The 24,308-nt window shown below is 69.1% G+C and carries 24 protein-coding genes and 1 pseudogene; 14 read left to right on the forward strand and 11 right to left on the reverse strand.

From position 1 onward, the window contains the following. Nucleotides 1–5: 5 nt before the first annotated feature. Nucleotides 6–824: a UPF0149 family protein gene (locus tag K5880_RS13395; protein WP_297652997.1), complete on the forward strand. Its 819-nt coding sequence runs from the start codon at nucleotides 6–8 to the stop codon at nucleotides 822–824. A 22-nt stretch (nucleotides 825–846) separates the two neighbouring features. On the opposite strand, the pseudogene K5880_RS13400 reads toward K5880_RS13395, so the two are convergent. After that, nucleotides 847–1,080, reverse strand: a pseudogene (locus K5880_RS13400) (phage integrase N-terminal SAM-like domain-containing protein); the annotation flags it as partial. Between the two features lie 474 nt (nucleotides 1,081–1,554). Between K5880_RS13400 and K5880_RS13405 the strand changes: the two are divergent. The 5 genes from K5880_RS13405 (at nucleotide 1,555) to K5880_RS13425 (ending at nucleotide 6,178) form a co-directional block, all read left to right on the forward strand. Next, the gene (locus K5880_RS13405; protein WP_297653000.1) at nucleotides 1,555–2,007 is read left to right on the forward strand and encodes a hypothetical protein; all 453 of its coding nucleotides are present in this window, start codon (nucleotides 1,555–1,557) and stop codon (nucleotides 2,005–2,007) included. A gap of 170 nt (nucleotides 2,008–2,177) precedes the next feature. Further along, a complete protein-coding gene (locus K5880_RS13410) occupies nucleotides 2,178–2,690 on the forward strand; it encodes a GNAT family N-acetyltransferase (RefSeq protein WP_297653004.1) in 513 nt (170 codons plus the stop codon). Between the two features lie 59 nt (nucleotides 2,691–2,749). After that, on the forward strand, nucleotides 2,750–3,322 hold the full coding sequence (locus tag K5880_RS13415; protein WP_297653007.1) for a TetR/AcrR family transcriptional regulator: 573 nt from the start codon (nucleotides 2,750–2,752) through the stop codon (nucleotides 3,320–3,322). 97 nt (nucleotides 3,323–3,419) lie between these two features. After that, nucleotides 3,420–3,881, forward strand: coding sequence for a (2Fe-2S)-binding protein (locus tag K5880_RS13420; RefSeq protein ID WP_297653010.1), 462 nt, complete (start codon nucleotides 3,420–3,422; stop codon nucleotides 3,879–3,881). Between the two features lie 11 nt (nucleotides 3,882–3,892). Beyond that, complete coding sequence (locus tag K5880_RS13425) at nucleotides 3,893–6,178, forward strand: xanthine dehydrogenase family protein molybdopterin-binding subunit (protein WP_297653013.1); 2,286 nt, start codon at nucleotides 3,893–3,895, stop codon at nucleotides 6,176–6,178. Nucleotides 6,179–6,351: 173 nt separating this feature from the next. Here the strand turns inward: K5880_RS13425 and K5880_RS13430 are convergent, their stop codons facing one another. After that, complete coding sequence (locus K5880_RS13430; protein WP_297653015.1) at nucleotides 6,352–7,023, reverse strand: glutathione S-transferase; 672 nt, start codon at nucleotides 7,021–7,023, stop codon at nucleotides 6,352–6,354. Nucleotides 7,024–7,088: 65 nt separating this feature from the next. Further along, nucleotides 7,089–7,979, reverse strand: a complete 891-nt coding sequence (locus tag K5880_RS13435; RefSeq protein ID WP_297653018.1) for a LysR family transcriptional regulator — start codon at nucleotides 7,977–7,979, stop codon at nucleotides 7,089–7,091. Nucleotides 7,980–8,082: 103 nt separating this feature from the next. Here K5880_RS13435 and K5880_RS13440 point away from each other — a divergent pair, with 103 nt between their 5' ends. Further along, nucleotides 8,083–9,264 carry a nitroreductase family protein gene (locus K5880_RS13440; RefSeq protein WP_297653025.1) on the forward strand — a complete coding sequence of 394 codons (1,182 nt, stop codon included), beginning with the start codon at nucleotides 8,083–8,085 and terminating at the stop codon, nucleotides 9,262–9,264. Here the strand turns inward: K5880_RS13440 and K5880_RS13445 are convergent, their stop codons facing one another. Genes K5880_RS13445 through K5880_RS13455 form a run of 3 tightly spaced genes read right to left on the reverse strand, consistent with a single transcriptional unit; the run spans nucleotide 9,265 to nucleotide 11,444 of the window. Continuing rightward, on the reverse strand, nucleotides 9,265–10,416 hold the full coding sequence (locus K5880_RS13445; RefSeq protein WP_297653028.1) for a DNA alkylation repair protein: 1,152 nt from the start codon (nucleotides 10,414–10,416) through the stop codon (nucleotides 9,265–9,267). A 5-nt stretch (nucleotides 10,417–10,421) separates the two neighbouring features. After that, the gene (locus K5880_RS13450) at nucleotides 10,422–10,907 is read right to left on the reverse strand and encodes a CinA family protein (RefSeq protein ID WP_297653032.1); all 486 of its coding nucleotides are present in this window, start codon (nucleotides 10,905–10,907) and stop codon (nucleotides 10,422–10,424) included. A 3-nt stretch (nucleotides 10,908–10,910) separates the two neighbouring features. Further along, nucleotides 10,911–11,444, reverse strand: a complete 534-nt coding sequence (locus K5880_RS13455) for a phosphatidylglycerophosphatase A (RefSeq protein ID WP_297653035.1) — start codon at nucleotides 11,442–11,444, stop codon at nucleotides 10,911–10,913. 99 nt (nucleotides 11,445–11,543) lie between these two features. Here K5880_RS13455 and K5880_RS13460 point away from each other — a divergent pair, with 99 nt between their 5' ends. Then, nucleotides 11,544–13,106 (forward strand): hypothetical protein, encoded by a 1,563-nt coding sequence (locus K5880_RS13460; protein ID WP_297653038.1) that lies wholly within the window; start codon nucleotides 11,544–11,546, stop codon nucleotides 13,104–13,106. On the opposite strand, the gene thiL is transcribed toward K5880_RS13460, so the two are convergent. Genes thiL through apaG form a run of 3 tightly spaced genes read right to left on the reverse strand, consistent with a single transcriptional unit; the run spans nucleotide 13,094 to nucleotide 16,559 of the window. Beyond that, nucleotides 13,094–14,080, reverse strand: coding sequence for a thiamine-phosphate kinase (gene thiL, locus K5880_RS13465; RefSeq protein ID WP_297653041.1), 987 nt, complete (start codon nucleotides 14,078–14,080; stop codon nucleotides 13,094–13,096). The two genes, K5880_RS13460 and thiL, sit on opposite strands and share 13 nt — an antisense overlap. Further along, complete coding sequence (locus tag K5880_RS13470; RefSeq protein ID WP_297653044.1) at nucleotides 14,073–16,136, reverse strand: site-specific recombinase; 2,064 nt, start codon at nucleotides 16,134–16,136, stop codon at nucleotides 14,073–14,075. The genes thiL and K5880_RS13470 overlap by 8 nt, the downstream gene beginning before the upstream one ends. A 27-nt stretch (nucleotides 16,137–16,163) precedes the next feature. Next, entirely contained in the window at nucleotides 16,164–16,559 is a 396-nt protein-coding gene (apaG, locus tag K5880_RS13475; RefSeq protein WP_297653047.1) for a Co2+/Mg2+ efflux protein ApaG, read from the reverse strand. A 95-nt stretch (nucleotides 16,560–16,654) separates the two neighbouring features. Between apaG and rpe the strand changes: the two genes are divergently transcribed. Together rpe and gph are read left to right on the forward strand one after the other, a co-directional pair. Next, nucleotides 16,655–17,344, forward strand: coding sequence for a ribulose-phosphate 3-epimerase (gene rpe / locus K5880_RS13480; RefSeq protein WP_297653050.1), 690 nt, complete (start codon nucleotides 16,655–16,657; stop codon nucleotides 17,342–17,344). Nucleotides 17,345–17,455: 111 nt separating this feature from the next. Beyond that, nucleotides 17,456–18,139 carry a phosphoglycolate phosphatase gene (gene gph / locus K5880_RS13485; protein ID WP_297653053.1) on the forward strand — a complete coding sequence of 228 codons (684 nt, stop codon included), beginning with the start codon at nucleotides 17,456–17,458 and terminating at the stop codon, nucleotides 18,137–18,139. A 12-nt stretch (nucleotides 18,140–18,151) separates the two neighbouring features. On the opposite strand, the gene K5880_RS13490 is transcribed toward gph, so the two are convergent. Both K5880_RS13490 and K5880_RS13495 read right to left on the reverse strand, forming a co-directional pair. Continuing rightward, nucleotides 18,152–19,285 carry an ABC transporter substrate-binding protein gene (locus K5880_RS13490; protein ID WP_297653054.1) on the reverse strand — a complete coding sequence of 378 codons (1,134 nt, stop codon included), beginning with the start codon at nucleotides 19,283–19,285 and terminating at the stop codon, nucleotides 18,152–18,154. Between the two features lie 91 nt (nucleotides 19,286–19,376). Beyond that, entirely contained in the window at nucleotides 19,377–19,976 is a 600-nt protein-coding gene (locus K5880_RS13495) for a chalcone isomerase family protein (protein WP_297653218.1), read from the reverse strand. 435 nt (nucleotides 19,977–20,411) lie between these two features. On the opposite strand from K5880_RS13495, the gene trpE reads away from it, so the two are divergent. The 4 genes from trpE (at nucleotide 20,412) to K5880_RS13515 (ending at nucleotide 24,301) form a co-directional block, all read left to right on the forward strand. Continuing rightward, nucleotides 20,412–21,911, forward strand: coding sequence for an anthranilate synthase component I (trpE, locus tag K5880_RS13500; RefSeq protein WP_297653057.1), 1,500 nt, complete (start codon nucleotides 20,412–20,414; stop codon nucleotides 21,909–21,911). Then, nucleotides 21,908–22,501 (forward strand): aminodeoxychorismate/anthranilate synthase component II, encoded by a 594-nt coding sequence (locus K5880_RS13505; protein ID WP_297653060.1) that lies wholly within the window; start codon nucleotides 21,908–21,910, stop codon nucleotides 22,499–22,501. Before trpE ends, K5880_RS13505 begins: the two co-directional genes overlap by 4 nt. A gap of 80 nt (nucleotides 22,502–22,581) precedes the next feature. Then, nucleotides 22,582–23,649 (forward strand): low-specificity L-threonine aldolase, encoded by a 1,068-nt coding sequence (gene ltaE, locus K5880_RS13510; protein WP_297653063.1) that lies wholly within the window; start codon nucleotides 22,582–22,584, stop codon nucleotides 23,647–23,649. A 13-nt stretch (nucleotides 23,650–23,662) separates the two neighbouring features. Continuing rightward, nucleotides 23,663–24,301, forward strand: a complete 639-nt coding sequence (locus K5880_RS13515; protein WP_297653066.1) for a LysE family translocator — start codon at nucleotides 23,663–23,665, stop codon at nucleotides 24,299–24,301. Nucleotides 24,302–24,308 lie beyond the last annotated feature (7 nt).

Below are 24,308 nucleotides of genomic sequence, written 5' to 3' on the forward strand. Positions count from 1 at the left end.
GGCACATGACACCCACCGACAACCCCTCCGACACCCCTGCCGCCGCTGGCGCGCTGGACCACGAAGACTACGACGCGCTCGACACCATCCTGGACGACCTGCGCACCCGCGGCGAAGACGTGCCGCAATGGGAATTCTGCGAAGGCGCGATGGCCGCGCTGCTGTGCACGCGCCGCCCCATCGAGCCCGCCGAATGGCTGCCCGTGCTGCTGGGCACCGGCCCGCTGCCCACCGCGCCGCAGGACGACGGCACGCACTTCGCCAACACCGCGCAGTACGAGCGCTTCATGGCCCTGTGGGCACGCCGCCAGGCCGAGGTGACCGCCTCTCTGGCCGCTGCGGTGGACACGCTGGAAGACGAACGCAGCTACCACCCCGAACTGATGGATGTGCGCGGCGCCGTGGCCGCGCTGCCCGAGGCCGAGCGCGCCGACTTCAAGGACCAGGAACTGCCCGCCTACGCCCAGGTGTGGGCGCTGGGCTTCATGTTCGTGGTGGAGAACTGGGGCGAGGACTGGGAGCCCCCACGCGACAAGGAAACCGCAGCCTGGATCGACGAGGCGCTGGACCACGTGGTCACCCTGACCGAGGACGACACCGGCGCGCCCACCGTGAACATGCACGCCGAAGACGGCCCACCCAGCGTGAGCGACGACCGCCTCAACGCCTTCGGCGCCGCGATCTGGGCGGTCTACGACCTGCACCAGATCGGCAAGAGCCTGGGCCCGCGCGTGGAACCGGTGCGCAAGGGCGCCACGCCCGGGCGGAACGATCCTTGCCCTTGCGGGAGCGGGAAGAAGTACAAGAAGTGCCATGGGGCGTGATGGGTAGCCCCATATTCAGTACCTGCCGATACAGAAGGAGCAGCGCGTTCAGTGCCTGCCGGTGCGTGGTGGGCGCCACCCGCTTCTCGGTTGCAAGCATGCTGAGAAAATCTTCCACCTCGGCCTGCCCCATCTCGCGCGGATACCGGAAGCCGCCGCCACTGCGGGCCTTCCACAATACAAACGCTTTGGCCCAATAGACGTACACCTTTGCGGTCTGTAGGCTGTAGTGCAGGTAGCGAACCCGTTCACGCACCTGATCCAGCAGCTTGACGGACCGGGGAGGGACTCAGTCGGGTTTGTCGGATCTGCTTAGCGAAACACGATCATGGGAAAGAACGTAGTCATCGCAGTGCTGCTCTTGGCTGTTGTCTGGCTGGCAGCGACAGTCGCTCGCCTGGAGAATTTCCACTACGCGAGTGCAGTCGGTATGTGCGGTGAGTTCAACACACAGGACCCAATTCAAAACGCCAAGCGTCATAGCTGCTTGCATACCATCGAAACAAGGAGCAGTCCTCTTTGGCACCTGCTCTATGCCCTGCGCGGAGAGTAAACACAAGCAGGGCCACATGCGCACGGAATCGTTCACCATTAACCAGCGCCTAACTGGGCGGTCAAGCGGACGCCAACACAGGCCATGCCTTCGGCATTCTCATGGCCTGTGTTGGTGCCCTACGCACCTTCGGTGCTCCGGCGCCGCTTACTTTGGGTAGGCCTCACGAAAGACGTCATGCGCACCGCAACCATAATTGCCACGCTGTTTTGCCTGAGCGCTTCTTCTGCTGGTGCTACCGAGCAGTCCTCTAAAGAGCTGGCCTCTTTGGGCCTGACCACATGGTCTGCATTCGAGTGCACAAGCTGGGCGAGTGTGATGAAGGACGAGAAGCAGACTGAACGCCTCTTTGAGCTCGGGCTGTCCAGCGGTCGTCAATTCATTGAGTCGGTTCGTGCCGGCAAAGTCACGAGGGAAGACATATCCGCCGAGGTTCCCATTGGCCTGGTCATGCTTCTGCAGGGCCCATCCACGGACTTCATTCTCGGCCGCATCTTCGAGAGTGTGCAAGAGTACGCGCTTAAGGAAGTGGTGAAGTCCAAGGATGGAGTCAATGAAAAGCCAGTACAGGCCGTCATTGCGAGTAACATGTTTCGCGCCGCGAACTGCTCACTGCTGCGAGGTCGCTGAGCGGAGCAACGCGAGGCCTAACCCCTCGTATACGGACCCTCCCTCAACAGCAAGGGACTGACCGATTGGGGTTCACCGGGTAGAGCGCCTGCAGTGGTATATCCGGCATCTGGAGTGGGATCGTCAATGTCCCGTGCCTCTCCCGGTCCCTCAGTTCATCCGTTGACAGCATGACCCCAATCCATGTGCGCACCGCGACCGCAGAAGACATCGAGCGCCTCCCTGCCATCGAGCAAAGCGCCGCCGCACGATTCCCTTCGAACGACCTGCCCACCCACTGCGCTCAGACCACCCCGGTTGAGGAACTCCGCCAGGGGCTTGCGGCGAAGACGCTGTGGGTCGCGGAGGAGGGCACAACTGCGCAGGTGATCGGCTTCATGCTGTGCCGTGTGGAGGGGAGCAGCCTCCACATTGCGGAGATGGACGTGTTGCCGGACCGCGCAGGTCGCGGTGTCGGGAGCCAGCTTCTCGAGGCGGCGTTTGCGGCGGCCATCAGGATGGGGCTTCGCTCGGTGACGCTGACCACGTTCGAACACCTGGCCTGGAACGCTCCCTTCTACGCGCGGCGCGGCTTTCAGCCGGTGGCCCATCTGTCCGACTTTCCCCACCTCGGCGTGGCGCTCCAGGCGGAAGCGGCGATGGGTCTGCAGCGGCGGGTGGCCATGGTCTGGCATCCGGTCTGAGCTTTTTGCTCGAAGGCTGATTGACGGCTGAACATTCATTCGCTTAAGATCGCGCCCTCATGAAGCCCAAGGACGACGACAAGCTGCAGGCGATTGCCCGCGCCACGCTGGCGCTGGTGGAGCGCGTCGGCCTGAGCGGGTTGACCATGGCCGGCATCGCGCGCGAGGCGGGCCTGGCCACCGGCACGCTGTACGTCTACCACCGCTCCAAGGAAGACCTGCTCAACGCGCTGTACGAGCAGGTCAAGGGCGCGCTGGTGGCGCTGATCGACACCGGCATCGACCCCGCGACGCCGTTTCGCACCCGCTTCCAGCGGAACTGGACGCGGCTGTTGCGCCACCGCCTGGCGCACGGCCCGGAGGCGGTGTTCATGGACCAGTACTACAACTCGCCCTGGTTCAGCGAGGCGTCGCGCCAGTTTTCGGCGCGCTTTGCCGCTGGCTGCCTGGGCTTTTTCGACGAGGCGCGGGCGCAGCAGATCGTGAAGGACGTGCCGACCATGCTGCTGGCCGCGAGTTTCTTCGGCTCGGTGCGCGACACCGCCAGCCTGCTGCGCAGTGGCGACCTGCCCGACACCGAGGCAGCGCTGGCGCAGGCTTTCGGGATGTGCTGGGATGGGATCAAGGCCTGAAGGCATGTCCCTCCGCGCACCGCTTACCTTTCCAATTGAATGAATGTTCATTCGCCCAACAGCCCCGTTTCCCCACCCACCACAGGAGAAAACACCCATGCCGACCACGCTCAACATCAACGGCAAGGACGTGCGCGTCGATGCCGACGATTCCACCCCCATCCTCTGGGCCCTGCGCGACACGCTGGGCATGACGGGCACCAAGTTCGGCTGCGGCGTGGCCCTGTGCGGCGCCTGCACCGTGCACATGAACGGCGCGGCCATCCGTTCCTGCGTCACGCCGATCTCGGCCGCGGCCGGCCAGAAGATCACCACCATCGAAGCGCTGGAAACCGACCGCGTCGGCAAGGCGGTGCACCAGGCCTGGGTCCGGGCCGACGTGGCGCAGTGCGGCTACTGCCAGAGCGGCCAGATCATGAGCGCGACCGCGCTGCTCAAGGCCAACAACAAGCCGAGTGACGAAGACATCGACGCCGCCATGGCCGGCAACATCTGCCGCTGCGGCACTTACGCGCGCGTGCGCATCGCCATCAAGGACGCGGCCCGCACGCTGGCCTGAAGGAGAACACCATGCACCTGCAACACCACACGGCCGACGAGATCCTGGCCCACCTGCCGCCCGCGCTGGCGCACCGCCTGCGCGATGACGACCCCGGCACCGCCGCCGACGGCCATGGCGGGCTCGCGCGCCGCAGCTTCCTCAAGCTCGCCACGGCCTCCGGCTTCGCGCTCGGGGCCTACCCCATGCTTGCCCAGGCGCAGGACGGCAAAGCCGCTCCGGCGGCCGCCGGCCTCAAGGCCTTCCAGCAACCCGCCGCCTTCGTGAAGATCGCGCGCGACGGCGTGGTCACCGTTACCGTCAACCGGCTGGAGTTCGGCCAGGGCGTGCACACCGGCCTGGCCATGGTGCTGGCCGAGGAGCTCGATGCCGACTGGAGCCGCGTGCGCGCGGTGCACGGCGACGCCAACATGGCCTACGCCGACCCGGCCTTCGGCATGCACATCACCGGCGGCTCGACGTCGATGAAGCATTCCTATGCGCAGTACCGCGAACTCGGCGCGCGCACGCGCGCCATGCTGGTGGCGGCCGCCGCGAAGAAGTGGGGCGTGCCTGCCTCGTCGCTGGCCACCGCGCGCAGCGTCGTCATCGGCCCCGGCGGCCGGCGCCTGGGCTATGGCGCCCTGGCCGACGCCGCCATGCAGATGCCGGTGCCGGAACAGGTCGTTCTCAAGGACCCGAAGCGCTTCAAGCTGATCGGCCAGCCCGTGACGCGCCTGGACGCGCAGGCCAAGTCCAGCGGCAAGCAGGACTTCGGCATTGACGTGCGCCTGCCCGGCCTGCTCACGGCCGTGCTTGCGCACCCGCCGGTGTTCGGCAGCAAGCTCGCCGCGCTGGACGACAGCGCCGCGCGCGCCGTGCCCGGCGTGAAGGCCGTGCTGCGCGTGCCGCTGCACGACGGTGGCGAGGGCGTGGCCGTGGTGGCCGAGGGCTACTGGGCCGCGAAGCAGGGCCGCGACGCGCTCAAGCCGCAGTGGGACGACAGCGGCCGCGAGAAGGTGGACAGCGCGAAACAGCTCGCGAGCTACCGCGAACTCGCACGCAAGACGGGCCACGTCAAGCACGACGCCGACATGGCGCCGCTGGCCGGCGCACCGAACAGGATCAGCGCCGAGTTCGTCTTCCCCTACCTCGCGCACGCGCCCATGGAGCCACTGAACTGCACGGTGCAGATCACCGGCCAGGGCGCGGACGCGAAGGCGCAGCTCTGGGTCGGCACGCAGATGCCCGGCACCGACGCAGGCGCCGCCGCGCGCGTGCTCGGCATCAAGCCCGAGAACGTGACGATGCAGGTGCAGATGGCCGGTGGCGGCTTCGGCCGGCGCGCCATCCTCAGCAGCGACTACGTGGTCGAGGCCTGCAGCGTCGCCAGGGCGGCGCAGGCCGCGGGCCTGAGCGCGCCGGTGCGCACGCTGTGGAGCCGGGAAGACGATGTGCGCGGCGGCTACTACCGGCCCATGCACGTGCACCGGGCCGAGATCGGCTTCGACGCGCAGGGCAATGTGCTCGCGTGGGACCACGTCATCGTCGGCCAGTCCATCATGGCGGGCACCTTCTTCGAACCCATGATGGTCAAGAACGGTGTGGACGACACCGCCGTCGAAGGCATGGGCGAGCCCTACAAGGTGCCGATGCGCCTGTCGGCCCACCACCCGAAGCACAACGTGCCGGTGCTGTGGTGGCGCAGCGTGGGCTCCACCCACACCGGCTATGTGATGGAGACGCTGATCGACGACATCGCGCGCGCCACGAAGCAGGACCCGGTGGCCTACCGCATGAAGCTCATGGACGACAAGGCAGTTCGCCACCGCGCGGCGCTGCAGCTGGCGGTGGACAAAAGCGGTTATGGCAAGAAGACCCTGGAGGCCGGGCGCGCCTGGGGCGTGGCGGTGCACGAATCCTTCAGCACCGTGGTGGCCTACGTGGTGGAGGCATCGGTCGTCGACGGCACGCCCAAGCTGCACCAGGTCACGGCCGGCGTGCACTGCAACCTGGCGGTGAACCCGAAGAGCGTGGAGGCGCAGATGCAGGGCGGGGCGCTGATGGGCCTGTCCATGTGCCTGCCGGGCGCGGCCATCACGCTGAAGGACGGCGTGGTCGAGCAGGGCAACTTCAACGACTTCGTGGTGCCGCGCATCACCGATATGCCCGCCATCGCGGTGCACATCGTGCCCAGCGCGGACGCACCCACCGGCGTGGGCGAGCCGGGCGTGCCACCCCTGGCACCGGCGTTCGCCAACGCGATTGCCAGCCTCACCGGCAAGCCGCTGCGCGAGCTGCCGTTCAAGCTGGGGTGAGGGAGGCACCCCCCTGCGCCGCTGCGCGGCTTCCCCCCTCCGTGGCGCGCCTTCGGCGCTTCGAGGGGGGACGGCAGCTCGGGCCGGCGAAGCCGGACCCTTGATGCCTCTGGAGGGTGTTGTCTCGCTCCTCGGTGTGGGTTGTGTTTCGGTGCGGAAAAGCCGTGCCCGGTTTAGAACGTCGTGAGGTCGTACGGCCCGCCCTGTTCCAGCGCGCGCTGGTAGGCCGGCCGCTCGTGGATGCGGCGCAGCCAGTCGGCGAGCTTCGGGCGGTTCTTCAGCAGGCCGCGCGCAGCGGCGGCTTCGATGCCGAAGCTCATCTGCACGTCCGCCGCGCTGAACGAGCGCCCCACGAACCACGGGCCGTGTTCCGTCAGCTCGGCTTCGAGGTAGTCGAAATGCCGCTTGAGGTTGGGCGTGACCAGCAGGCCCTTGACCTGGGACGAGATCGCCTTGGCCACGGGCCGCACGATCAGCGGGCTCTTGCGCTCGATCTGGTCGAACACCAGCTGCAGCAGCAGCGGCGTGGCCAGCGAGCCTTCGGCGTAGTGCATCCAGTAGCGGTAGCGCAGGAAGGACGGCGTGCCGTGCTCGGGCGCGCACCGGCCTTCGCCGTACTGCTCCACGAGGTATTCCAGGATCGCGCCCGATTCGGCCACCGTGGCCTTGCCGTCGGTCACCACGGGCGACTTGCCCAGCGGGTGTACCTTGGTCAGCGAAGCCGGGGCCAGCATGGTCTTGCGGTCGCGCTCGTAGCGTTCGATCTGGTACGGCACGCCGAGCTCTTCGAGCAGCCAGAGCACGCGCTGCGAGCGCGAGTTGTTGAGGTGGTGGACGGTGAGCATCGTGGCGGCGCCTTTCGGTGGGAAGAACCCAAGTATGCGTGCGAGGAGGGCGGGTGGCGGATCGGTCAGGCCAGCGCAACCGGCACCGCCTGCGCGAGGAAGTCCCACACCTTGCGAATGCGCGGGTTGCTGCGGATCTCGCGGTGCACCGCCAGCCACACCGGCAGCGGCGGGATCGGCAGCATCGGCAGCAAGGACACCAGGTCGGGGTTGCGCCGCGCCACGTAGCGCGGCAGGAAGCCGACGCCCAGGCTCGCGTCCACCAGGGCCTGGTAGGCATTGAGGTCGTCGGTGCGCACGGCGAACTGTTCGCGCCCGACCCCATAGCCCATGGCCGCGAAGCCACGCACGATGTCGGTGTTGCGGTCGTCGCCCACCAGATCGTGCTGGAACAGGTCCTCGGGCACCCGCGGCGTGCCGCGCCGGCGCAGATAGTCGCGGTGCGCGTAGGTGCCGATGGCCACCTGCCCCACGCGCTTGCACAGCAGCGAAGCCTGGTCGGGTCGCACCATGCGCAACGCGATGTCGGCCTCGCGCTGCAGCAGGTTGCTCACCGCGTTGCTCGACACCAGTTCGATCTGGATGTCGGGCAGCGCCTGGCGCATCTGCAGCAACACCGGCGGCAGCAGCACACAGGTCACGGGCTGGCTGGCGCTGATGCGCACCGAGCCGCGCACCTCCTGCTGCGCGCCCGAGGCCTGGCGTGCCAGCTGGTCGGCCGCGCCGGCCATGGCGCGCGCCGCGCCGGCCAGCCGTTGCGCGTGTTCGGTGGGCACCAGGCCGCGGCCAGTGCGCTCGAACAGCAGCACACCCAGTTGCGTCTCCAGTTCGGCGATGTGCCGGCCCACGGTCGGTTGGGTGGTGGCGAGCGCCCGTGCGGCGGCCATCAGGCTGCCGCGGTCGAGCGCCGCGAGGAATGAGCGGATCAGCGCCCAGTTGAATTCACCGGTATGCATTTGTGCATGGCAGATGTTTGATGATCGTCAATTGTGTATGAGCGGGTGGCCTTCCACAATCCATCCCATGGCGCCGCGGTTCGGCGCGAACTGGAGAGATCCCATGCATGTCAGGACGCACGAAGTGGACCGCCGGCGCTTTATCCGGCTGATCGGCGGTGGCGCGATCGCGGCGGCCACCACCGGCGCACTGGGAGGCTGCAGCAGCGCGCTGCCACCTGAGGCCATCGCCGCCTGGCAGGGGCCGGGCGAGCAGGCCGATGTGCGGCGCTGGCTGGTGGGCCATGCGCTGCTCGCGCCGCATTCGCACAACCTGCAGTCCTGGCTGGTGGACCTGAGCGTGCCCGAAGAGATCACGCTGTTCATCGACCCTAACCGCCTGCTGCCCGAGACCGACCCGTTCTCGCGCCAGATGATGATGAGCCAGGGCACCTTCATCGAACTGCTGGATCTGTCCGCGCGCCAGAAGGGCTTGCGCGCCGAGATCGCGCTGTTCCCGCAGGGCGCCTTCGGCCCGACCACGCTGGACGCGCGGCCCACCGCGCGCATCCGTCTGCGACCCGACGCCACGGTGCAGACCGACCCGCTGTTCGCGCAGATCTTCCAGCGCCGCACCAACCGCGAGGCCTACGAGGCGCGCGAACCCGAGGCGGCGGCGCTGGCCGCCATCGCCGGCAGCGTGCAGCCCCATCCGTTCCGCGTGGGCTTTGTCGGCCACGCGCAGGCCAAGGCGCTGCGGGCGCACCGGCGCATCGCGAAGGAGGCCTGGCGCATCGAGCTGACGACGCCGCGCACCATCCTGGAGTCGTTCCATGTGTTGCGCGTGGGGCCGAAGGAGATTGCGCGCCACCGCGACGGCCTCTCTCTCAACGACCCGATGGTGCGCGCGCTCAACGCCGTGGGCCTGTTCGACCGCAGCGTCGCACCCGCCCCCGACAGCTTCGCGACCACCAGCCAGATCGAGGACTTCAACGCGAAGATCGACACCACGCCGGCGTTCTTCTGGCTGGTGACCGAGGGCAACGACCGCTTCACGCAGGTCAACGCGGGCCGCGCCTATGCGCGCGCGCAGCTGGCGGCGACGGCGGCGGGCTTGTCCATGCAGCCTTTGTCGCAGGCGCTGCAGGAGTACCCGGAGCAGGTTGTTCCCTACTCCGACATCCACCAACTGCTGGGGGCGCCCGCGCCGCGCTTCACGGTGCAGATGTGGGCCCGGCTGGGTTACGCGCCGGCCATCGAACCCTCGCCCCGGCGCGGGCTGGCCGCGCACATCCTGCCGGCGTGATCAGGCTTCGAGCTTGAATGCCGCCTCGGCCAGCGCCACGCCATTGACCAGCACCTCGATGCGGTGCGTGCCGGGGTAGAGCGTGCGCGTGGTCACGGGCTTGAGGCTGTGGCGCTTGTCCAGTGTGCGCGCCTCGCTGGCGCCGAGCGTGAGCTTCCAGCCCTTGAACACCTTGGGCGAGCTGCCGCCGTTGGCGCGAACGTGGTGCACCGCGTAGTCCACCACCAGTTGTTGCGGCTGGCGCGCGCTGGACTGCAGTTGCACGCGCAGGCCGATCTCGCCCCCCACGGCGGCACGCTTCGCCGACAGCGTCAGCGCCGCCTGGCCCTGGAGGCCGCTGGCCAGACCCCAGGCCGCCAGCGTGGGCGCGTGGCCGGCCTTGATGAGGCTGCGGCTGGCGTGGCGCAACAAGGCGCTGCGGGCGTCCGGCGCGCCCACCAGGTGCTCGCGCACCCAGGCCGCGACCAGGTCCGGGTGGTCCTTGGCGATGTCGTTGAGGTGGTTGGCCACGCTGCGGCGCACGTAGCTGCTGGGGTCGTCCTGCAGCGCGCGCAGCAGCGGCAGCGTGGGCGAGGGGTCGGCCACCAGGGCCTGCAGGCGCAGGCCCCAGGGCAGGCGCGGGCGGCTGCCTTCGCTCACCAGGCGGCGCACGTGCGCGCTCGGGTCGTTCTGCCACTGGCCCAGTGTGTCGAGTGACAGGCCGGGGTGTCGCTGGATGAAGGCGCGGATGGCGAACTCGGCGGTGAAGCGCTGCGTGACCGCATGCAGGCAGGCCAGGCCGCGCTGCGCATGCACCGCGTCGCGCACACCGCGCCGCGCGACGAACTCGCCCGCGGCCCACAACGCCCAGCCGGCGATGCCGCTGTCGGCCTGTGCCTCGCCCAGCTTCATCGGCTCGCCCTGCGCATCCAGCGCCAGCGGCGGTGCCAGGCTGGCCTCCAGGGTCTCGCAGGCGGCGTTGAAATCGTCGGGCAGCGTGGCTTCGAGCGCATCGGCCAGCTGCATGGCGCGCGCCTTGAACTCCAGGTTTTCAAGCCCGGTGGCGGCCTGCGCCTCGAAGCGTTTCTGATCGAAGCGCGGCCAGGCGCGCCGCAGGTGCCGGCCCGTGGTGGCGACGGTGTCGCGGTTGATGAGGTTCTTGAAGGGTTCCATGGGATTCAGGGATATGGCAGCCTTTGCAGCAGACCCGCCAGCGCGTGGCGCACCGTGGCCTGGCGCACGGCGGCGCGGTCGCCGTCGAAGCGCCGGTGTTCGCTGAACACGCCATCGGGCGTGGCCCAGCCGAACCAGACCGTGCCGACCGGCTTGTCGGCACTGCCGCCGGTGGGCCCGGCCACGCCGGTGACGGCCACGGCGAGCTGCGCGGGCGAATGCGCCAGCGCGCCCGATGCCATGGCGCGCGCCACCGGCTCGCTGACCGCGCCGTGCTGTTCGATCAGCGCCACCGGCACGCCCAGCAGCTCGTGCTTGGCGGCGTTGGAGTAGGTCACGAAGCCGCGCTCGAACCAGTCGCTGGAGCCCGACAGGTCGGTGCAGGCGCCGGCGATCAGCCCGCCGGTGCAGCTCTCGGCCGTGGCCATCATCAGGCCGCGTGCCTTGAGTTCGCGCGCGAGCGCGGTCACCAGATCAGGGATGTGATCCATGGTTCAGACGCGCCACAGGGCGATGACGATGAGCGTGCAGAAGGCAGCGGCAAAGTCGTCGAGCAGGATGCCGAAGCCGCCGCGCGGGCCGAAGCCCTTGAAGGTCTGGTCGGCCCAGGCCATGGGGCCGACCTTGACCATGTCGAACAGGCGGAAGATCAGGAACGCCGCGAGCTGGCCCCAGAAGTCCGTCGGCGAGACCAGCCAGAGCACGAGCCAGAAGGCGACCACTTCGTCCCACACGATGTGGCCCGAGTCGGCGATGTGCATGTGCCGCGCGGTGACGGTGCAGGCCCACCAGCCCACCAGCGTGGACGCGCCGATCAGCAGGGCCCAGCCCGGCGGCGTCAGCAGCGGCTCCAGCAGCAGGAAGGCCACCCAGGCCCAGAGCGTGCCGGCCGTGCCCGGCGCGAAACGGCTCAGGCCCGCGCCCGCGCCGAGCGCGATGAAGTGGGCCGGATGGGCCAGCAGGAAACGCCAGGTCGGGTGGGACACGGGGACGCCGGCGGGCAGCTCGGCGGAGGGGGTTTCGGGCATGGCGCGATTATCGGGGCGCCCGCTTGTGGGGCTGCGCGCGCGGCGCGATACTGCGCCGTTGCCGGGCACGCATCCGGCGCAGGGGGGAAGGGTATGGGCATGAACACCGGGGCGATCCTCACCGCGCTGATGCTGGGGGTGCTGCTCACCGCCCTGGCGTCCTGGGCCGTCTCGGGGCTGTACCGGCGCCGCATGCTCGCGCTGATGCGCGCCGCGCCCGCGCCCGATGACACGCGCACCACGGACGCACCCGCGGCCCAGGGCGTTGCACGGCCCACGGTCCGTCTGGACCTCTCTGCCAACCACCGCGCGGGCTGGCGCTACGCCCTCCTGCTGGGCGGCCTGAGCCTGCTGATCGGCATCACGCAGTCGGTGCTGGCGCTGCTGTTCGTGTACGGCGACCCGGGCCTGCTCAGCCCGGGCCGCGCGCTCACGCTGGGCGCCGTCTACGCCTGGCCGATGGCCCTGTGCTGGGGCCTGCTGCGGCGCTGGTCGTGGCTGCGCACGCTGGGCGCGATCGGCCTGTACCTGCTGGTCATGCTCGCGCTGGTCAGCTGGCGTTCGGTCTCGCCGCAGCCGCTGGCCGACGCGCTCACCTGGCTGGGCGGGCTGGTGCTGATCCCGGTGTCGATCACCCTGCTGATCGGCGCGAGCGGCCGCATCCGGGCCGTGGCGCCCTACCTGCTGCCGATCTGCCTGCTGCTGGCGGGCGCGTCGGTGCTGGCGCTGCAGATCCTGGTCAGCGGCGTGAACGACCCGCCGCGCTGGCTGATTGCGCTGGTGGGCAGCGTGGGTGCCGTGCCCGCCATCGCGCTGCTGGCGCTGGCGCCCTGGCTGCTGCTGGCCTGGCCGGCCTGGGCCATCGCGCGCGGTCTGGCCGGTGCCTACCGCGCCAAGCGCTTCTCCGATCTCTGGTACCTGATGGCGGCCTACTGGTTCGTGGTGCTGGCCGCGACCGCGCTGCCCGCGCTGCAGGGCGCGGGGCTGATCGCGCTCACGCAGCTGCTGCCGTGGTTGTGGATACCGCTGGCGGGCTGGGCGCTGCGCGGCTGGCTCGCGCCCGCGAACGCGGCGCCGCCCACGCTGCTGGTGCTGCGGGTGTTCCAGCAGGACGCGGGCGTGCAGGCGCTGTTCGACCGCGTGGTCGAGCGCTGGCGCCTCTCGGGCAACACGGTGCTGATCGCCGGCACCGACCTGCTCAGCCGCACGCTCGACCCCGACGACCTGTTCACCTTTCTCAACGGCCGGCTGGCGGACCGCTTCGTCGCCAGCGAAGCGCAGATCGGCGAGCGCCTGCGCGACTTCGACCTCGCGCCCGACCCCGACGGGCGCTACCGCGTCAACGAGTGCTACTGCTTCGACAGCACCTGGCAGCCGGCGCTGGCCGCACTGGTGCGCCAGGCCGACGTGGTGCTGATGGACCTGCGCGGCTTCCAGGCGCGCAACCAGGGCTGCCGCCACGAACTCGGTGTGCTCGCGGCAGCGTCGCATCTGCAGCGCGTGGTGTTGCTGTTTGATGGCACGACCGAGCGTGGGGTGGCCGAGGCCGATGTGGGGAAGGCACCCCCCGGGCGCTTCGTGTGGGTGGATGCGCAGCGGCTGGACCAGCGCAGGGTGCGCGAGATCAGCGCTGCGCTGCTGGGGGCCGCTCAGGCGAAGTGATCGAAGCTGCGCGCGGTGAAGGCAACCGTCTGGCCCGACGCGTCCAGCAGCCGCAGGCCTGGTGCGGCCACGATGCGGCCGATGCGCGCGACCGGTGTGCCACTGGCGGCCGAGGCTTGTGCGATGGCGCCGCGCGCCCCGGGCGCCGCGGTGAACAGCAGTTCGTAGTCGTCGCCACCGGCCAGCAGGCATTCGAGCCGCTGCGCCCCGGGCAGGTCCCGCAAGGCGGGCGCCACCGGCAGTGCAGCGAGCTCGATCTCGGCGCCCACGCCGCTGGCCTGCAGGACGTGGCCGAGGTCGCCGGCCAGGCCATCGCTGACATCGATCGCGGCGTGGGTGCCGTTCACCGCCGCCAGCGCGGTGCCAAGCGCGTTGCGCGGCGTCGGGCGCTCCAGCCGCTCGCGCAGCTCGGGGTGGCGCGCCGGCGCGTCCTTGCCGCAGGCGGCCACGGCCCAGTCGGTCCCGCGCATCAGCTCCAGCGCCAGCCGCGCCTCGCCGGTGCGCCCGCTCAGGTAGAGGTCATCACCCGCTTGCGCGGCATCGCGCCGCAGCGCATGGCCGGGCCGGACTTCGCCGAACACGGTGACGCACAGGTTGAGCGGGCCGCGCGTGGTGTCGCCGCCCACCAGCGGGCAGGCATGCGCGTCGGCCAGCGTGAACAGGCCTTGCGCAAATGCGGCGAGCCAGGCGTCGTTGGCTTGCGGCAGGGCCAGCGCGAGCGTGAAGCCCAGCGGGCGCGCGCCCATGGCGGCGAGGTCGCTCAGGTTCACGGCCAGCGCCTTGTGGCCGAGTGCGGCGGGGGCCACGTCGGCGAAGAAGTGCCGGCCTTCGACCAGCATGTCGCAGGAGACCGCGAGCTGGTGGCCCGCGCTGGGCTGCAGCAGGGCGCAATCGTCGCCGATGCCCAGCACGACCCCGGCGCCGCTGGCGGTCGCCCGCTGGAAGTGCCGCCGGATCAGGTCGAACTCACCCATGCGAAGCGGGCGCACCGGGCACCGGTTTGGCGTCGGGCGGTGGTGCCGCATCGTCTTCATCGACCACCGCGTTGCGCGGCGGCAGCACGAAGCTCAGCGGCGCAGAGCGGATGCGGCGCTTGATCGCGGCGCGGATGAGCTGGCGGTTGACCTCGCTGATGTTCTGCGCCCGCAGCGCCAGACGGAACGCGAGGTAGAAGCTCACGCCCAGGTTGATCGGCCCGATGGCGAGCACGCCGGCCACAGCCCACCAGAAGGCGGGCAAGGCCAGCACCTCCCAGCCCAGTGCCATCGCGGCGGCACTGACCTGGCCCGCCGAGAGCGTGACGTGGCGCACGTCCAGGCCGAGCCCGAAGAACACCGCGAACGCGGGCACCAGGCCGAGCATGAAGCCCAGCGAGATGTTGGCCGCCAGGCCCGAGATGTGGCGGCGCATGAAGTCGGCCCAGCGCGCGGCGCGTTCGCGCCCGAGCAGGGCGGTGACGCGCGGGTTGTGCGTCATGGCCGAGTCGAGCTTGTGGAACACGTACCAGTTCTCCACCCAGCCCGCCACGATGCTGGAGGCGAACAGCAGCACGCCGGTGAAGGCGGCGAACAGCACCGTGGGGCCGATCAGGTGCACGTCGTGCAGCACGTGGCGCGCCCTGGCTTCGTCCACCATGGTCTGACCGGTGAGGGCCTGCAGGCCCAGGCTGATGAGCGCCACCACCGGGATCACCAGGCCGATGTTGCCCACGATGGCGGCGATCTGCGAGCGGAACAGGTTGGCCACCTCGTCGACGAAGCGGCGCACCGCGCCGGGGGCCTTGAGGTCGCGCAGCTTGGCCACCATGGCCGGCGCGGTCACGGCGGGCTGCTTGGTGGCCACCGTGAGGTGCAGCAGCATGATGACCACGAACCAGAAGGCGTAGTTCAGGCCGTTGGCGAAGCCGCCCCAGAAGGCCGTGAGGCCCAGGCCGTACAGCGCGAACTTGATCCAGGTGGTGAGGCCCAGCAAGGCGCCACCGCCCGCGGCCTTGCGCAGCATCTCGCGGTATTCGGCGCTGTCGCGGGTGATGTAGTGCTCGCCGCTCTCGGCGCTGCGCTCGGCGACCTTGGCCGCGGTCAGATGCGAGCTGCTGGCGATCAGCGCGCGGATGCTGCGGTTGTCCAGCCCCACCTGGGCCAGGTCGGCCAGCAGCGCGGTGGCGGCGCGCTCGGGCCGGTCCGACTGCAGGCAGTCGAGCAGCTCCTTCACGCGCACGATGCGCTCGCGCAGCTGGCGCAGGCGGAACACGATGCCCACCGACACGCCATGCTCCTCCAGGTGCGAGTACACCGTGTAGGCCGCGTGGCGGCAAGCGTCGAGTTGCTGGCGCAGGACGTCGGCCGCCGCCAGTGCCTGCTCGCTGCGCGCGCCGTGCGCGAGGACCTGGCGGCGCAAGGTCTCGAAGTGGGTCGGCAGTTCGTGGAAGGGACGGCTGGCGCGTGCCTCGGGCGACATGCGTCCGCGGATCTCGTCGGCGAAACCGGTGGCGGTGATCTGGCTCACGCAGAACACCAGGGCGTCCATCAGCGCGGCGTGCCAGAAGCCGTCGGGTGAGGGCGCGGACCCTTCAGCGTGGGGCGCGCTTTCGGGCGGCGCGGCCAGCACGGTGCGCACGCGTTGCAGTGTGGCCGTGTCGAGCGCCTTGAGCCAGCGCACGTCGAAGCGCGAGGGCAGCAGCAGGTCGAACAGCTCCGCCATGTTCGTGGTTTCGGGCGTGCCCGGCAGCACCTTCTTGCGCAGGCGGTTGCCGAACTCGCTCAGGAAAGCGGTGCGTGGCGCGAATCCGTGGTCGGCCAGCAGCGGCGTCAGGTCCACCGTGCCGGTGAATCGGGCCCACCAGCGGCGCCAGCGCGCCCGGCCCACCGGGTTGGCCTCGACCGCATCGAGAAAGTCCCGCACCCGGGCCACGCTGGCCTGGGCGTCACTGCTGTCGCCGCGCACCCACTGCAGCGCGTCCATCAGCCAGAGGTGGCGGTGCGCCAGCGGCGCGTCCGGGTTCAGGCTGCCGAGCAGGGTGGCGGCGTCCATGGGCGAAGGGGGCGCGAAATCGCGTGCTCAGTGCAGCACGCGCGAAGGGGCCTGGCCCGCGCCGGGGGCGCGCAGGTCGAATTCGGGCACCGGGGCCTCGAAGCGTTCGCCGTCCTCGGCCACACAGAAGAAACTGCCGCGCATGCTGCCGGTGGGCGTGGCCAGGCGCGTGCCGCTGGTGTACTGGAACGATTCGCCCGGCCGCAGCAGCGGCTGGTGGCCGACCACGCCCAGGCCCTTGACCTGCTCGGTGTGGCCGCGTGCGTCGTCGATGATCCAGTGCCGCGCGATCAACTGCGCTGTCACCTCGCCCGCGTTGGTGATGGTGATGGTGTAGGCGAAGGCGTACTGGTCTTCCTCGGGCGACGACTGTTCGCTCAGGTACTGGGGTTCAACCTCGCAGGTGAACAGGTATTTCGGCATGGCAGGCATGTTACCGCGCCCCTGCGACGGTGCCGTGGCCCTGCGAGAATGGGGGCCTTCGCCTGAACCCGACACCCCACGCCCGCCTTCTGCCCATGTCCGAGTCCTCCACCCCGTACCGCATTGCCCCGTCCATCCTCTCCGCCGACTTCGCCCGCCTGGGCGAGGAAGTGAAGAACGTCATCGCCGCCGGCGCCGACTGGATCCATTTCGACGTGATGGACAACCACTACGTGCCCAATCTGACCTTCGGGCCCATGGTCTGCCAGGCGCTCAAACCGCACGCGAAAAAGCCCGACGGCACGCCGGTGCCGATCGACGTGCACCTGATGATCCAGCCGGTGGATGCGCTGGCCGGTGCGTTCATCGACGCCGGTGCCGACCTGGTGAGCTTTCATCCCGATGCGAGCGCCCACGTGCACCGCAGCGTGCAGGCCATCAAGGCCAGGGGCTGCAAGGCCGGCCTGACTTTCAACCCCGGCGCGCCGCTGGACGTGCTGGACTGGCTGATCGACGACATCGACCTGATCCTGATCATGAGCGTCAACCCCGGTTTTGGCGGCCAGAGCTTCATCGACTCGGCGCTGCGCAAGATCGAGGACGCACGCCGGCGCATCGAGGCCAGCGGCAAGGACATCCGGCTGGAAGTGGACGGCGGCATCAAGGCCGACAACATCCGCCGCGTGGCCGACGCGGGCGCCGACACCTTCGTGGCCGGCAGCGCGATCTTCGGCAAGCCGGACTACAAGGCGGTGATCGACCAGATGCGCGCCGCGTTGCTCTGATCTCTCCCCCGCGCCGCTTCGCGTCACCCCCCCTTTGGGGCGCTGCCTGTGGCCCGGCGAAGCCGGTTCCACGGCATCCCTGACGCGGACACGCGCTTCGGAAACAGCACCATGAACATTTCCGACATGCAGGCCGTGATCATCGACCTCGACGGCACGATGGTGGACACGCTGGGTGACTTCGACGTGGCTCTGAACGAGACGTTGAAGGATCTGGGCCGCCCGGGCGTCGCCCACACGGACATCGAACGCATGGTCGGCAAGGGTTCGGTGCACCTGATCCGGTCCGCGTTGTTGCATGGCGGTCTCGATGCCGATGAGGCAACCCGCGTGCAGCCCGAAGCCTGGGCGCGCTACCAGGCGCACTACCTCGCGATCAATGGCCGGCACAGTGCCGTCTACCCGGGCGTGGTCGAAGGCCTCACTGCCCTGCGCGGGCGCGGCCTTCCGCTGGCGTGCCTGACCAACAAGCCGCTGGCGTTCGCGCGCCCGCTGTTGCAGGCCAAGGGCCTGGCGGGCTTCTTCGCCCACGTCTTCGGTGGCGACAGCTTCGAGCGCGGCAAGCCCGACCCGCTGCCCTTGCTCAAGACCTGCGAGGCCCTGGGCAGTGAGCCCGCGCAGACGCTGATGGTGGGCGATTCGCAAAACGATGCCCTCGCTGCCCGAGCCGCCAGCTGCCCGGTGGTGCTGGTCACCTACGGCTACAACCACGGCGAACCGGTGCGGCAGGTGGACGCCGATGCCTTCGTCGAGCGACTCGACGACTTGCCCGGCCTGCTGGCGGCGCGGCGCTGAGCGCGGCCGCGATCAGTACAGCAGCTTGCCGTCGCCGGACACCACGCCGATGTCCACCCAGCTGCTGCCCAGGTTGCTCCTGGCGAAATTGACGCGGAAGCCGCCGAGGTCGACCTCGGCCATGCTGTGCAGTGCCTGCGCGATGCCGGTGGGCGTGAGGCTGCGGCTGCGCCGGGCGGCTTCGGCGAACACGCGCGCCGTGACATAGCCTTCCATGTGGAAGGTGGTGTAGGCCGTCAGCGTGGGGTGGGCCTTGGCCATCGCGGCGCGGAAATCGCGTTGCAAAGGCAGTGTGGCGCCACGGGGATTGGGGTAGGTCTGGGCGATGCCCACGCCGCGTGCGCCCTCGCCGGCGAACTTTACCAGCGCCGGCGCCGGGAGGTAGGACAGGGTGAAGATCTGCTGCGAAATCCCCGCGGCGCGCAGCGCGGCAATGCTCTCACCAACAAACTTGGGCGCGCCCACCACCAGGGCCGACTGCGGGTTGGCCGCCGCCAGGGTGCTGGCCGCCTTCGCGATCGCGGCGGCGTCGGTGGAGGAGGCCGCGTCCACGATGTCGATGCCACCCAGCTCTGCGGCAGCGGCACGTGCCGAGGCCAGGCCCGAAGAGCCGATCGGGATGTTCTGGTACAGCACGCCCATGGAGCGGATGTTGAGTGTGCGGGCGTGGTTCACGATCTTGTGGATCTGCTGCTCGTCGCCGGCGCGGATGTGGAACAGCTTGGGATGCCCTGGCGCGCGCAGCACACTCGCGCCGGGCACGGCGTTGAGGATCACGATGTCGGTGTTGTCGAGCAGCTTGCTGTCGAGCACCCCCTTGAGTGTGGCCGAGCCCAGCGGGGTCAGCAAAGCCACCGGCTTCTTCTCCATGGCGACCGCCAGCTGCTGGCGAAAGCCGTCGAAGGTGTAGGTGTCGTCCAGGCTGACCAGCGACACCCGGCGACCCTGGATGCCACCGCGGCCGTTGATCTCGTCCAGCGCGGCCCTGATGCCTTCGTTGAGTTCCCTGGGGTCCGGCGCCGGCAGGACGGTGAAGGGGCCGATCTGCGCCACCACGATATCGCCGGCCTGGATGGTGTTCTGGGACAGGGCGGCGGCGGGCAGGAGGGCGGCGGCCAATGTGGCCACCAGGGTGCGAAGGATCATGGCGCTATGAATTTGAGGGCAAGAACCTGCATTCTGGCGCGCTCGATGGCCCGTTCGGCACCGCCAGGTGCCCGCGTGTCGCAGAGTTGGCTCAGCGCGCCTTGCCGAGCAGGGCGTCCTTGAGCTGCCAGTCGGCCGGCTTTGGCCCCAGCCAGATGCGCATGAGGGCGTCGAAGAACTCGGGTTCCTTGAAGGGCGCGCCCTCGACCTGGCCCTTGATGGTGAGCACCGTGCCGGTGCCAGGTACCCAGTCCACCAGGAAGGTATCGCCTTCCCGGAGCTTCTTGTGGTCGCTGAACACCTGACTCATGCGCAGCACGCCAGGGATGAGCTTCGAGAAGGCGCTGCGGTCCATGTTGTCTTCCATGCCGCGCGAGAACAGCTTGCCCAGTTCGGCCGAGTCGATGTCGCGCAGCATGGTGATGCGCATGCGCTTGGGGCCGGTGGTGGCCAGCACCGCTTCGGTGGTCGATGCCTTCTGGCCCAGATACAGGCCGGCGGTGTAGACCTTGAACACGGCCTTGTAGCGGATGCCCGCACCATTGAGCAGCAGGGGGCTGCCAGCCACGGTGATGCGCTCTTCGAGCTGGACGCCGGCGAGCTCGACGGCAGCCGCCCGGCCGGGCGCGCTGCCCAACAGCAGCAGGGAGGCCAGCGCCAGGACGGGCGCGCAGCGGGGCAGCGAGAACATGGAGTGCGTTTTCATGGGCGGAACTCTGATGGGACGGAAACAGGACGGGCGTAAAAAAACGAACACCCGTTCGCTTTTTCGGATTGTCCCGGCAAGAACGGTTCGCGACATCAGGGTTTGGCCGTAAAACCAAAGCTTGGGGGCGTGACACGGCGCACGCGCCCGACGGCTTTGCTACACTGCGCCTTCCATGTTGAACCCACGCACATCCTCATCAGGTGTTCTGCCGCGCCGCAATGGCCGGGGAGCCTGGCCCTGGCGCAAGCCAGCGTAAACGTGCACCTTCCCCCGGGGTCTGTACAGTCCGCGCGCCACACGCCGCCACTGTCGCCCCACGCAGAGCCCGGCAGCTGCCTGACCGGATGACGAGGAACCCGGCGCCAAGCCCCCTGTGTCGATGAACGACCTGCGGTGAGGCCGATGGAAAGCATCAACATGATCACGGAACTGGAATTCAAGAGCCTGGCCCAGCAGGGCTACAACCGCATCCCGCTGATGGCCGAGGCCTTCGCGGACCTCGAAACCCCGCTCTCGCTCTACCTCAAGCTCGCGCACGGGCGCGGCGACGGCAAGCACAGCTTCCTGCTCGAATCGGTGGTGGGTGGCGAGCGCTTCGGGCGCTACAGCTTCATAGGGCTGCCCGCGCGCACGCTGCTGCGCGCCACGGGCTTTGGCGCCGAGGCGAGAACCGAGGTGGTGCGCGACGGCCTGGTGGTGGAGACCCACCACGGCAACCCGCTGGACTTCATCGCGGCGTACCAGCAGCGTTTCAAGGTGGCGCTGCGCCCGGGCCTGCCGCGTTTTTGCGGTGGCCTGGCCGGCTACTTCGGCTACGACGCCGTGCGCCACATCGAAAGGAAGCTCGAGAAGACCTGCCCGCCCGACACCCTGGGCTGCCCCGACATCCTTCTGTTGCAGTGCGAAGAGCTGGCAGTGATCGACAACCTCTCGGGCAAGCTCTATCTGATCGTCTACGCCGACCCGGCCCAGCCCGAGGCCTATGCCAGCGCCAAGAAGCGGCTGCGCGAACTGCGCGAGGCACTGAAGTATTCGGTGAGCGCGCCGGTGGTCAAACCCAGCCAGGGGTACCCGGCCGAGCGCGACTTTGCCAAGGCCGACTACCTCGCCGCCGTCGATCGCGCCAAGGAGCTCATCGCTGCCGGCGACTTCATGCAGGTGCAGGTGGGCCAGCGCATCAAGAAGCGCTATACCGAGTCGCCGCTGAGCCTGTACCGCGCGCTGCGCTCGCTCAACCCCTCGCCCTACATGTACTACTACCACTTCGGGGACTTCCACGTCGTGGGGGCGTCGCCCGAGATCCTGGTGCGGCAGGAGAACACGCCCGAGGGTCAGAAGATCACCATACGCCCGCTGGCCGGCACGCGCCCTCGTGGCGCCACACCCGAGCTGGACAAGGCGACGGAGATCGAACTGGTCAACGACCCCAAGGAGCGCGCCGAGCACGTGATGCTCATTGACCTGGCGCGCAACGACATCGGTCGCATTGCGAAGACCGGCACGGTCAAGGTGACCGAGGCCTTCGCGGTGGAACGCTACAGCCATGTGATGCACATCGTGAGCAACGTCGAGGGTGTGCTGGTGGACGGCATGACCAGCATGGACGTGCTCAAGGCCACCTTCCCGGCCGGCACGCTGACCGGCGCGCCCAAGGTGCACGCCATGGAGGTGATCGACCAACTGGAGCCGACCAAGCGTGGCATCTACGGCGGCGCCTGCGGCTACCTCAGCTACGCCGGAGACATGGACGTGGCGATCGCCATCCGCACCGGCATCATCAAGGACCAGACGCTCTACGTGCAGGCGGCCGCCGGCGTGGTGGCCGACTCGGTGCCCGAGATGGAGTGGAGGGAGACCGAGCACAAGGCGCGCGCGCTGCTGCGCGCGGCCGAACTGGTCGAGGAGGGTCTGGAATGAAACCCGTGCGCCTGCTGATGGTCGACAACTACGACTCGTTCACCTACAACATCGTGCAGTACTTCGGTGAGCTGGGCGCCGACGTGAGCGTGTTCCGCAACGACGAAATCACCGTGGCGGACATCCAGGCGCGGCTGGATGCTGGTCAGCTCGACCGCCTGGTGATCTCGCCGGGCCCGTGTTCGCCGGCCGAGGCCGGCATCTCGGTCGCTGCCATCCAGCACTTCGCGGGCAAGCTGCCCATCCTCGGCGTGTGCCTCGGGCACCAGAGCATTGGCGCGGCTTTCGGCGGCCGGATCATCCGGGCGAAGGAACTGATGCATGGCAAGACTTCGCAGATCACGACCACACAACAAGGCGTGTTTGCTCACCTGCCCGCCCAGTTCACCGTGAACCGCTACCACTCGCTGTCCATCGAGCGCGCGAGCTGCCCCGACTGCCTCGACGTCACGGCCTGGACACCCGACGGCGAGATCATGGGCGTGAAGCACAAGACCCTGGCGATCGAAGGTGTGCAGTTCCACCCCGAGAGCATCCTCACCGAACACGGGCACGCGATGCTCAAGAAATTTCTGGAACAAAACGTATGAACCCCCACGTTCCACCGCTACGCGGGTCACTGCCCCCCGAGGGGGCTGATCCGGCTTGGGGCGGCCCGGCGCCAGATCGCATGAAAACCGTTGACCTGCGCAGCGACACTGTCACGCAACCCACGGCCGCCATGCGCGAGGCCATGATGGCCGCGCCGCTGGGCGACGACGTGTTCGGTGACGACCCGTCGGTGCAGGCGTTGCAGGAACGCGTCGCTGCCATTACCGGCAAGGAGGCCGCGCTGTTCATGCCCAGCGGCACGCAAAGCAACTTGTGCGCGATGCTGTCGCACTGCGAGCGCGGCGACGAATACATCGTGGGCCAGAACGCGCACACCTACCGCTACGAAGGCGGCGGTGCCGCCGTGCTCGGCAGCATCCAGCCGCAGCCGCTCGCGCAGGATGCCGGTGGGCAGATGCGGCTGGCCGACATCGCCGCCGCCATCAAACCCGACGATCCGCACTTCGCGCGCACACGGCTGCTGTGCCTGGAGAACACCTGGAACGGCCACCCCATGCCGGCGGACTACCTGGACCAGGCGACGGCGCTGGCGCGCGAACACGGCCTGGCGGTGCACCTGGACGGTGCTCGCGTGTTCAACGCGGCGGTGGCCGCGGGCGGTGATCCGTACACCGCGGTGCGCGGCATCGTGGACCGTTTCGACAGCGTCTCGGTGTGCTTCAGCAAGGGCCTGGGGGCGCCTGTGGGCTCGGCACTGTGCGGCTCGAAAGACCTGATCCGCCGCGCGCTGCGCTGGCGCAAGATGCTCGGCGGCGGGTTGCGCCAGTCGGGCCTGCTCGCGGCCGCGGCGCACCACGCGCTGGACCACCACGTGCGCCGCCTCGCCGCTGACCATGTGCTGGCACAGCGCCTGGCGCAAGGGCTGGCCGGCATCGATGGCCTGGTGGTTCGCTCGGCGCAGACCAACATCGTGTTCGTTGACGTGGCGAACGGGCGTGGCCCCGATCTGCTGGCCCACCTGGCGCGCGACGGCGTGCTCGCCACCGGTCTGATCGGCTTGCGCTTCGTCACCCACCTGGACGTGGATGCGGCCGGCATCAACCGTTCGATCGCCAGCGTCAAGGCCTTCTTCGCGCAGGGCGCCATCCCTGCCACCACGCGGCCAGCAGGTTCCGCCGTCTACTAAGGGGGAGGCGCCCATGCCCGAACTGCCGCAACTCCTGCTGTTCATCGTGGCCGGCTGGCTGCTCAACCTCACGCCAGGCCCGGACGTGCTCTACATCGTCACGAACGCGCTCAGGAGCGGCGTGCGCGCCGGCGTCGTGGCGGCCCTGGGCATTGTCAGCGGCTGTTTCGTGCACGTGTTCGCCGCCGCCATCGGCGTGAGCGCGCTGCTGGCCACATCGGCCACCGCGTTCACCGTGCTCAAGTGGATCGGTGCGGCCTACCTGCTCTGGATGGGCGTGCGCCTGCTGTTCTCGAAGGCGACGCCGCTGAACCTGAGCGCGGGCACGACCGAGGTGAACCTCTGGCGCGTGTACCGGCGCGGCTTCCTCACCAACGTGCTCAACCCCAAGGTCGCGCTGTTCTTCCTGGCCTTCGTACCCCAGTTCATCGCGCCCGAGGCGCCGAACAAGGCACTTGTTTTCCTGCTGCTGGGTCTGGTCTTCAACCTCAACTCGTTGCCGATCAACTTCGGTTACGCCTGGCTGGCTGCCTGGGCCGCGCGCCGCGTTGACGCCGTGCAGCGCGCCATGCACTGGATGGACCGTGCCGCCGGCCTGCTCTTCGTCGGCTTCGGCCTGCGACTGGCCATGACCGACAATCCCGCCCAATAAAGGATAC

This window comes from Hydrogenophaga sp., assembly GCF_025699295.1.
Taxonomy (GTDB): Bacteria; Pseudomonadota; Gammaproteobacteria; order Burkholderiales; family Burkholderiaceae_C; genus Hydrogenophaga.

Excerpts from the sequence above, each read along its gene's own strand:
- K5880_RS13410 (WP_297653004.1), top strand. The coding sequence starts at position 2,178 with ATGACCCCAATCCATGTGCGCACCGCGACCGCAGAAGACATCGAGCGC.
- K5880_RS13460 (WP_297653038.1), top strand. The coding sequence starts at position 11,544 with ATGAACACCGGGGCGATCCTCACCGCGCTGATGCTGGGGGTGCTGCTC.
- K5880_RS13455 (WP_297653035.1), bottom strand. The coding sequence starts at position 11,444 with ATGCCCGAAACCCCCTCCGCCGAGCTGCCCGCCGGCGTCCCCGTGTCC.
- K5880_RS13505 (WP_297653060.1), top strand. The coding sequence starts at position 21,908 with ATGAAACCCGTGCGCCTGCTGATGGTCGACAACTACGACTCGTTCACC.
- K5880_RS13420 (WP_297653010.1), top strand. The coding sequence starts at position 3,420 with ATGCCGACCACGCTCAACATCAACGGCAAGGACGTGCGCGTCGATGCC.
- trpE (WP_297653057.1), top strand. The coding sequence starts at position 20,412 with ATGATCACGGAACTGGAATTCAAGAGCCTGGCCCAGCAGGGCTACAAC.
- K5880_RS13450 (WP_297653032.1), bottom strand. The coding sequence starts at position 10,907 with ATGGATCACATCCCTGATCTGGTGACCGCGCTCGCGCGCGAACTCAAG.
- K5880_RS13425 (WP_297653013.1), top strand. The coding sequence starts at position 3,893 with ATGCACCTGCAACACCACACGGCCGACGAGATCCTGGCCCACCTGCCG.
- K5880_RS13415 (WP_297653007.1), top strand. The coding sequence starts at position 2,750 with ATGAAGCCCAAGGACGACGACAAGCTGCAGGCGATTGCCCGCGCCACG.
- gph (WP_297653053.1), top strand. The coding sequence starts at position 17,456 with ATGAACATTTCCGACATGCAGGCCGTGATCATCGACCTCGACGGCACG.
- K5880_RS13405 (WP_297653000.1), top strand. The coding sequence starts at position 1,555 with ATGCGCACCGCAACCATAATTGCCACGCTGTTTTGCCTGAGCGCTTCT.
- thiL (WP_297653041.1), bottom strand. The coding sequence starts at position 14,080 with ATGGGTGAGTTCGACCTGATCCGGCGGCACTTCCAGCGGGCGACCGCC.
- K5880_RS13440 (WP_297653025.1), top strand. The coding sequence starts at position 8,083 with ATGCATGTCAGGACGCACGAAGTGGACCGCCGGCGCTTTATCCGGCTG.
- rpe (WP_297653050.1), top strand. The coding sequence starts at position 16,655 with ATGTCCGAGTCCTCCACCCCGTACCGCATTGCCCCGTCCATCCTCTCC.
- apaG (WP_297653047.1), bottom strand. The coding sequence starts at position 16,559 with ATGCCGAAATACCTGTTCACCTGCGAGGTTGAACCCCAGTACCTGAGC.
- ltaE (WP_297653063.1), top strand. The coding sequence starts at position 22,582 with ATGAAAACCGTTGACCTGCGCAGCGACACTGTCACGCAACCCACGGCC.
- K5880_RS13395 (WP_297652997.1), top strand. The coding sequence starts at position 6 with ATGACACCCACCGACAACCCCTCCGACACCCCTGCCGCCGCTGGCGCG.
- K5880_RS13490 (WP_297653054.1), bottom strand. The coding sequence starts at position 19,285 with ATGATCCTTCGCACCCTGGTGGCCACATTGGCCGCCGCCCTCCTGCCC.
- K5880_RS13495 (WP_297653218.1), bottom strand. The coding sequence starts at position 19,976 with ATGTTCTCGCTGCCCCGCTGCGCGCCCGTCCTGGCGCTGGCCTCCCTG.
- K5880_RS13470 (WP_297653044.1), bottom strand. The coding sequence starts at position 16,136 with ATGGACGCCGCCACCCTGCTCGGCAGCCTGAACCCGGACGCGCCGCTG.
- K5880_RS13435 (WP_297653018.1), bottom strand. The coding sequence starts at position 7,979 with ATGCATACCGGTGAATTCAACTGGGCGCTGATCCGCTCATTCCTCGCG.
- K5880_RS13445 (WP_297653028.1), bottom strand. The coding sequence starts at position 10,416 with ATGGAACCCTTCAAGAACCTCATCAACCGCGACACCGTCGCCACCACG.
- K5880_RS13430 (WP_297653015.1), bottom strand. The coding sequence starts at position 7,023 with ATGCTCACCGTCCACCACCTCAACAACTCGCGCTCGCAGCGCGTGCTC.
- K5880_RS13515 (WP_297653066.1), top strand. The coding sequence starts at position 23,663 with ATGCCCGAACTGCCGCAACTCCTGCTGTTCATCGTGGCCGGCTGGCTG.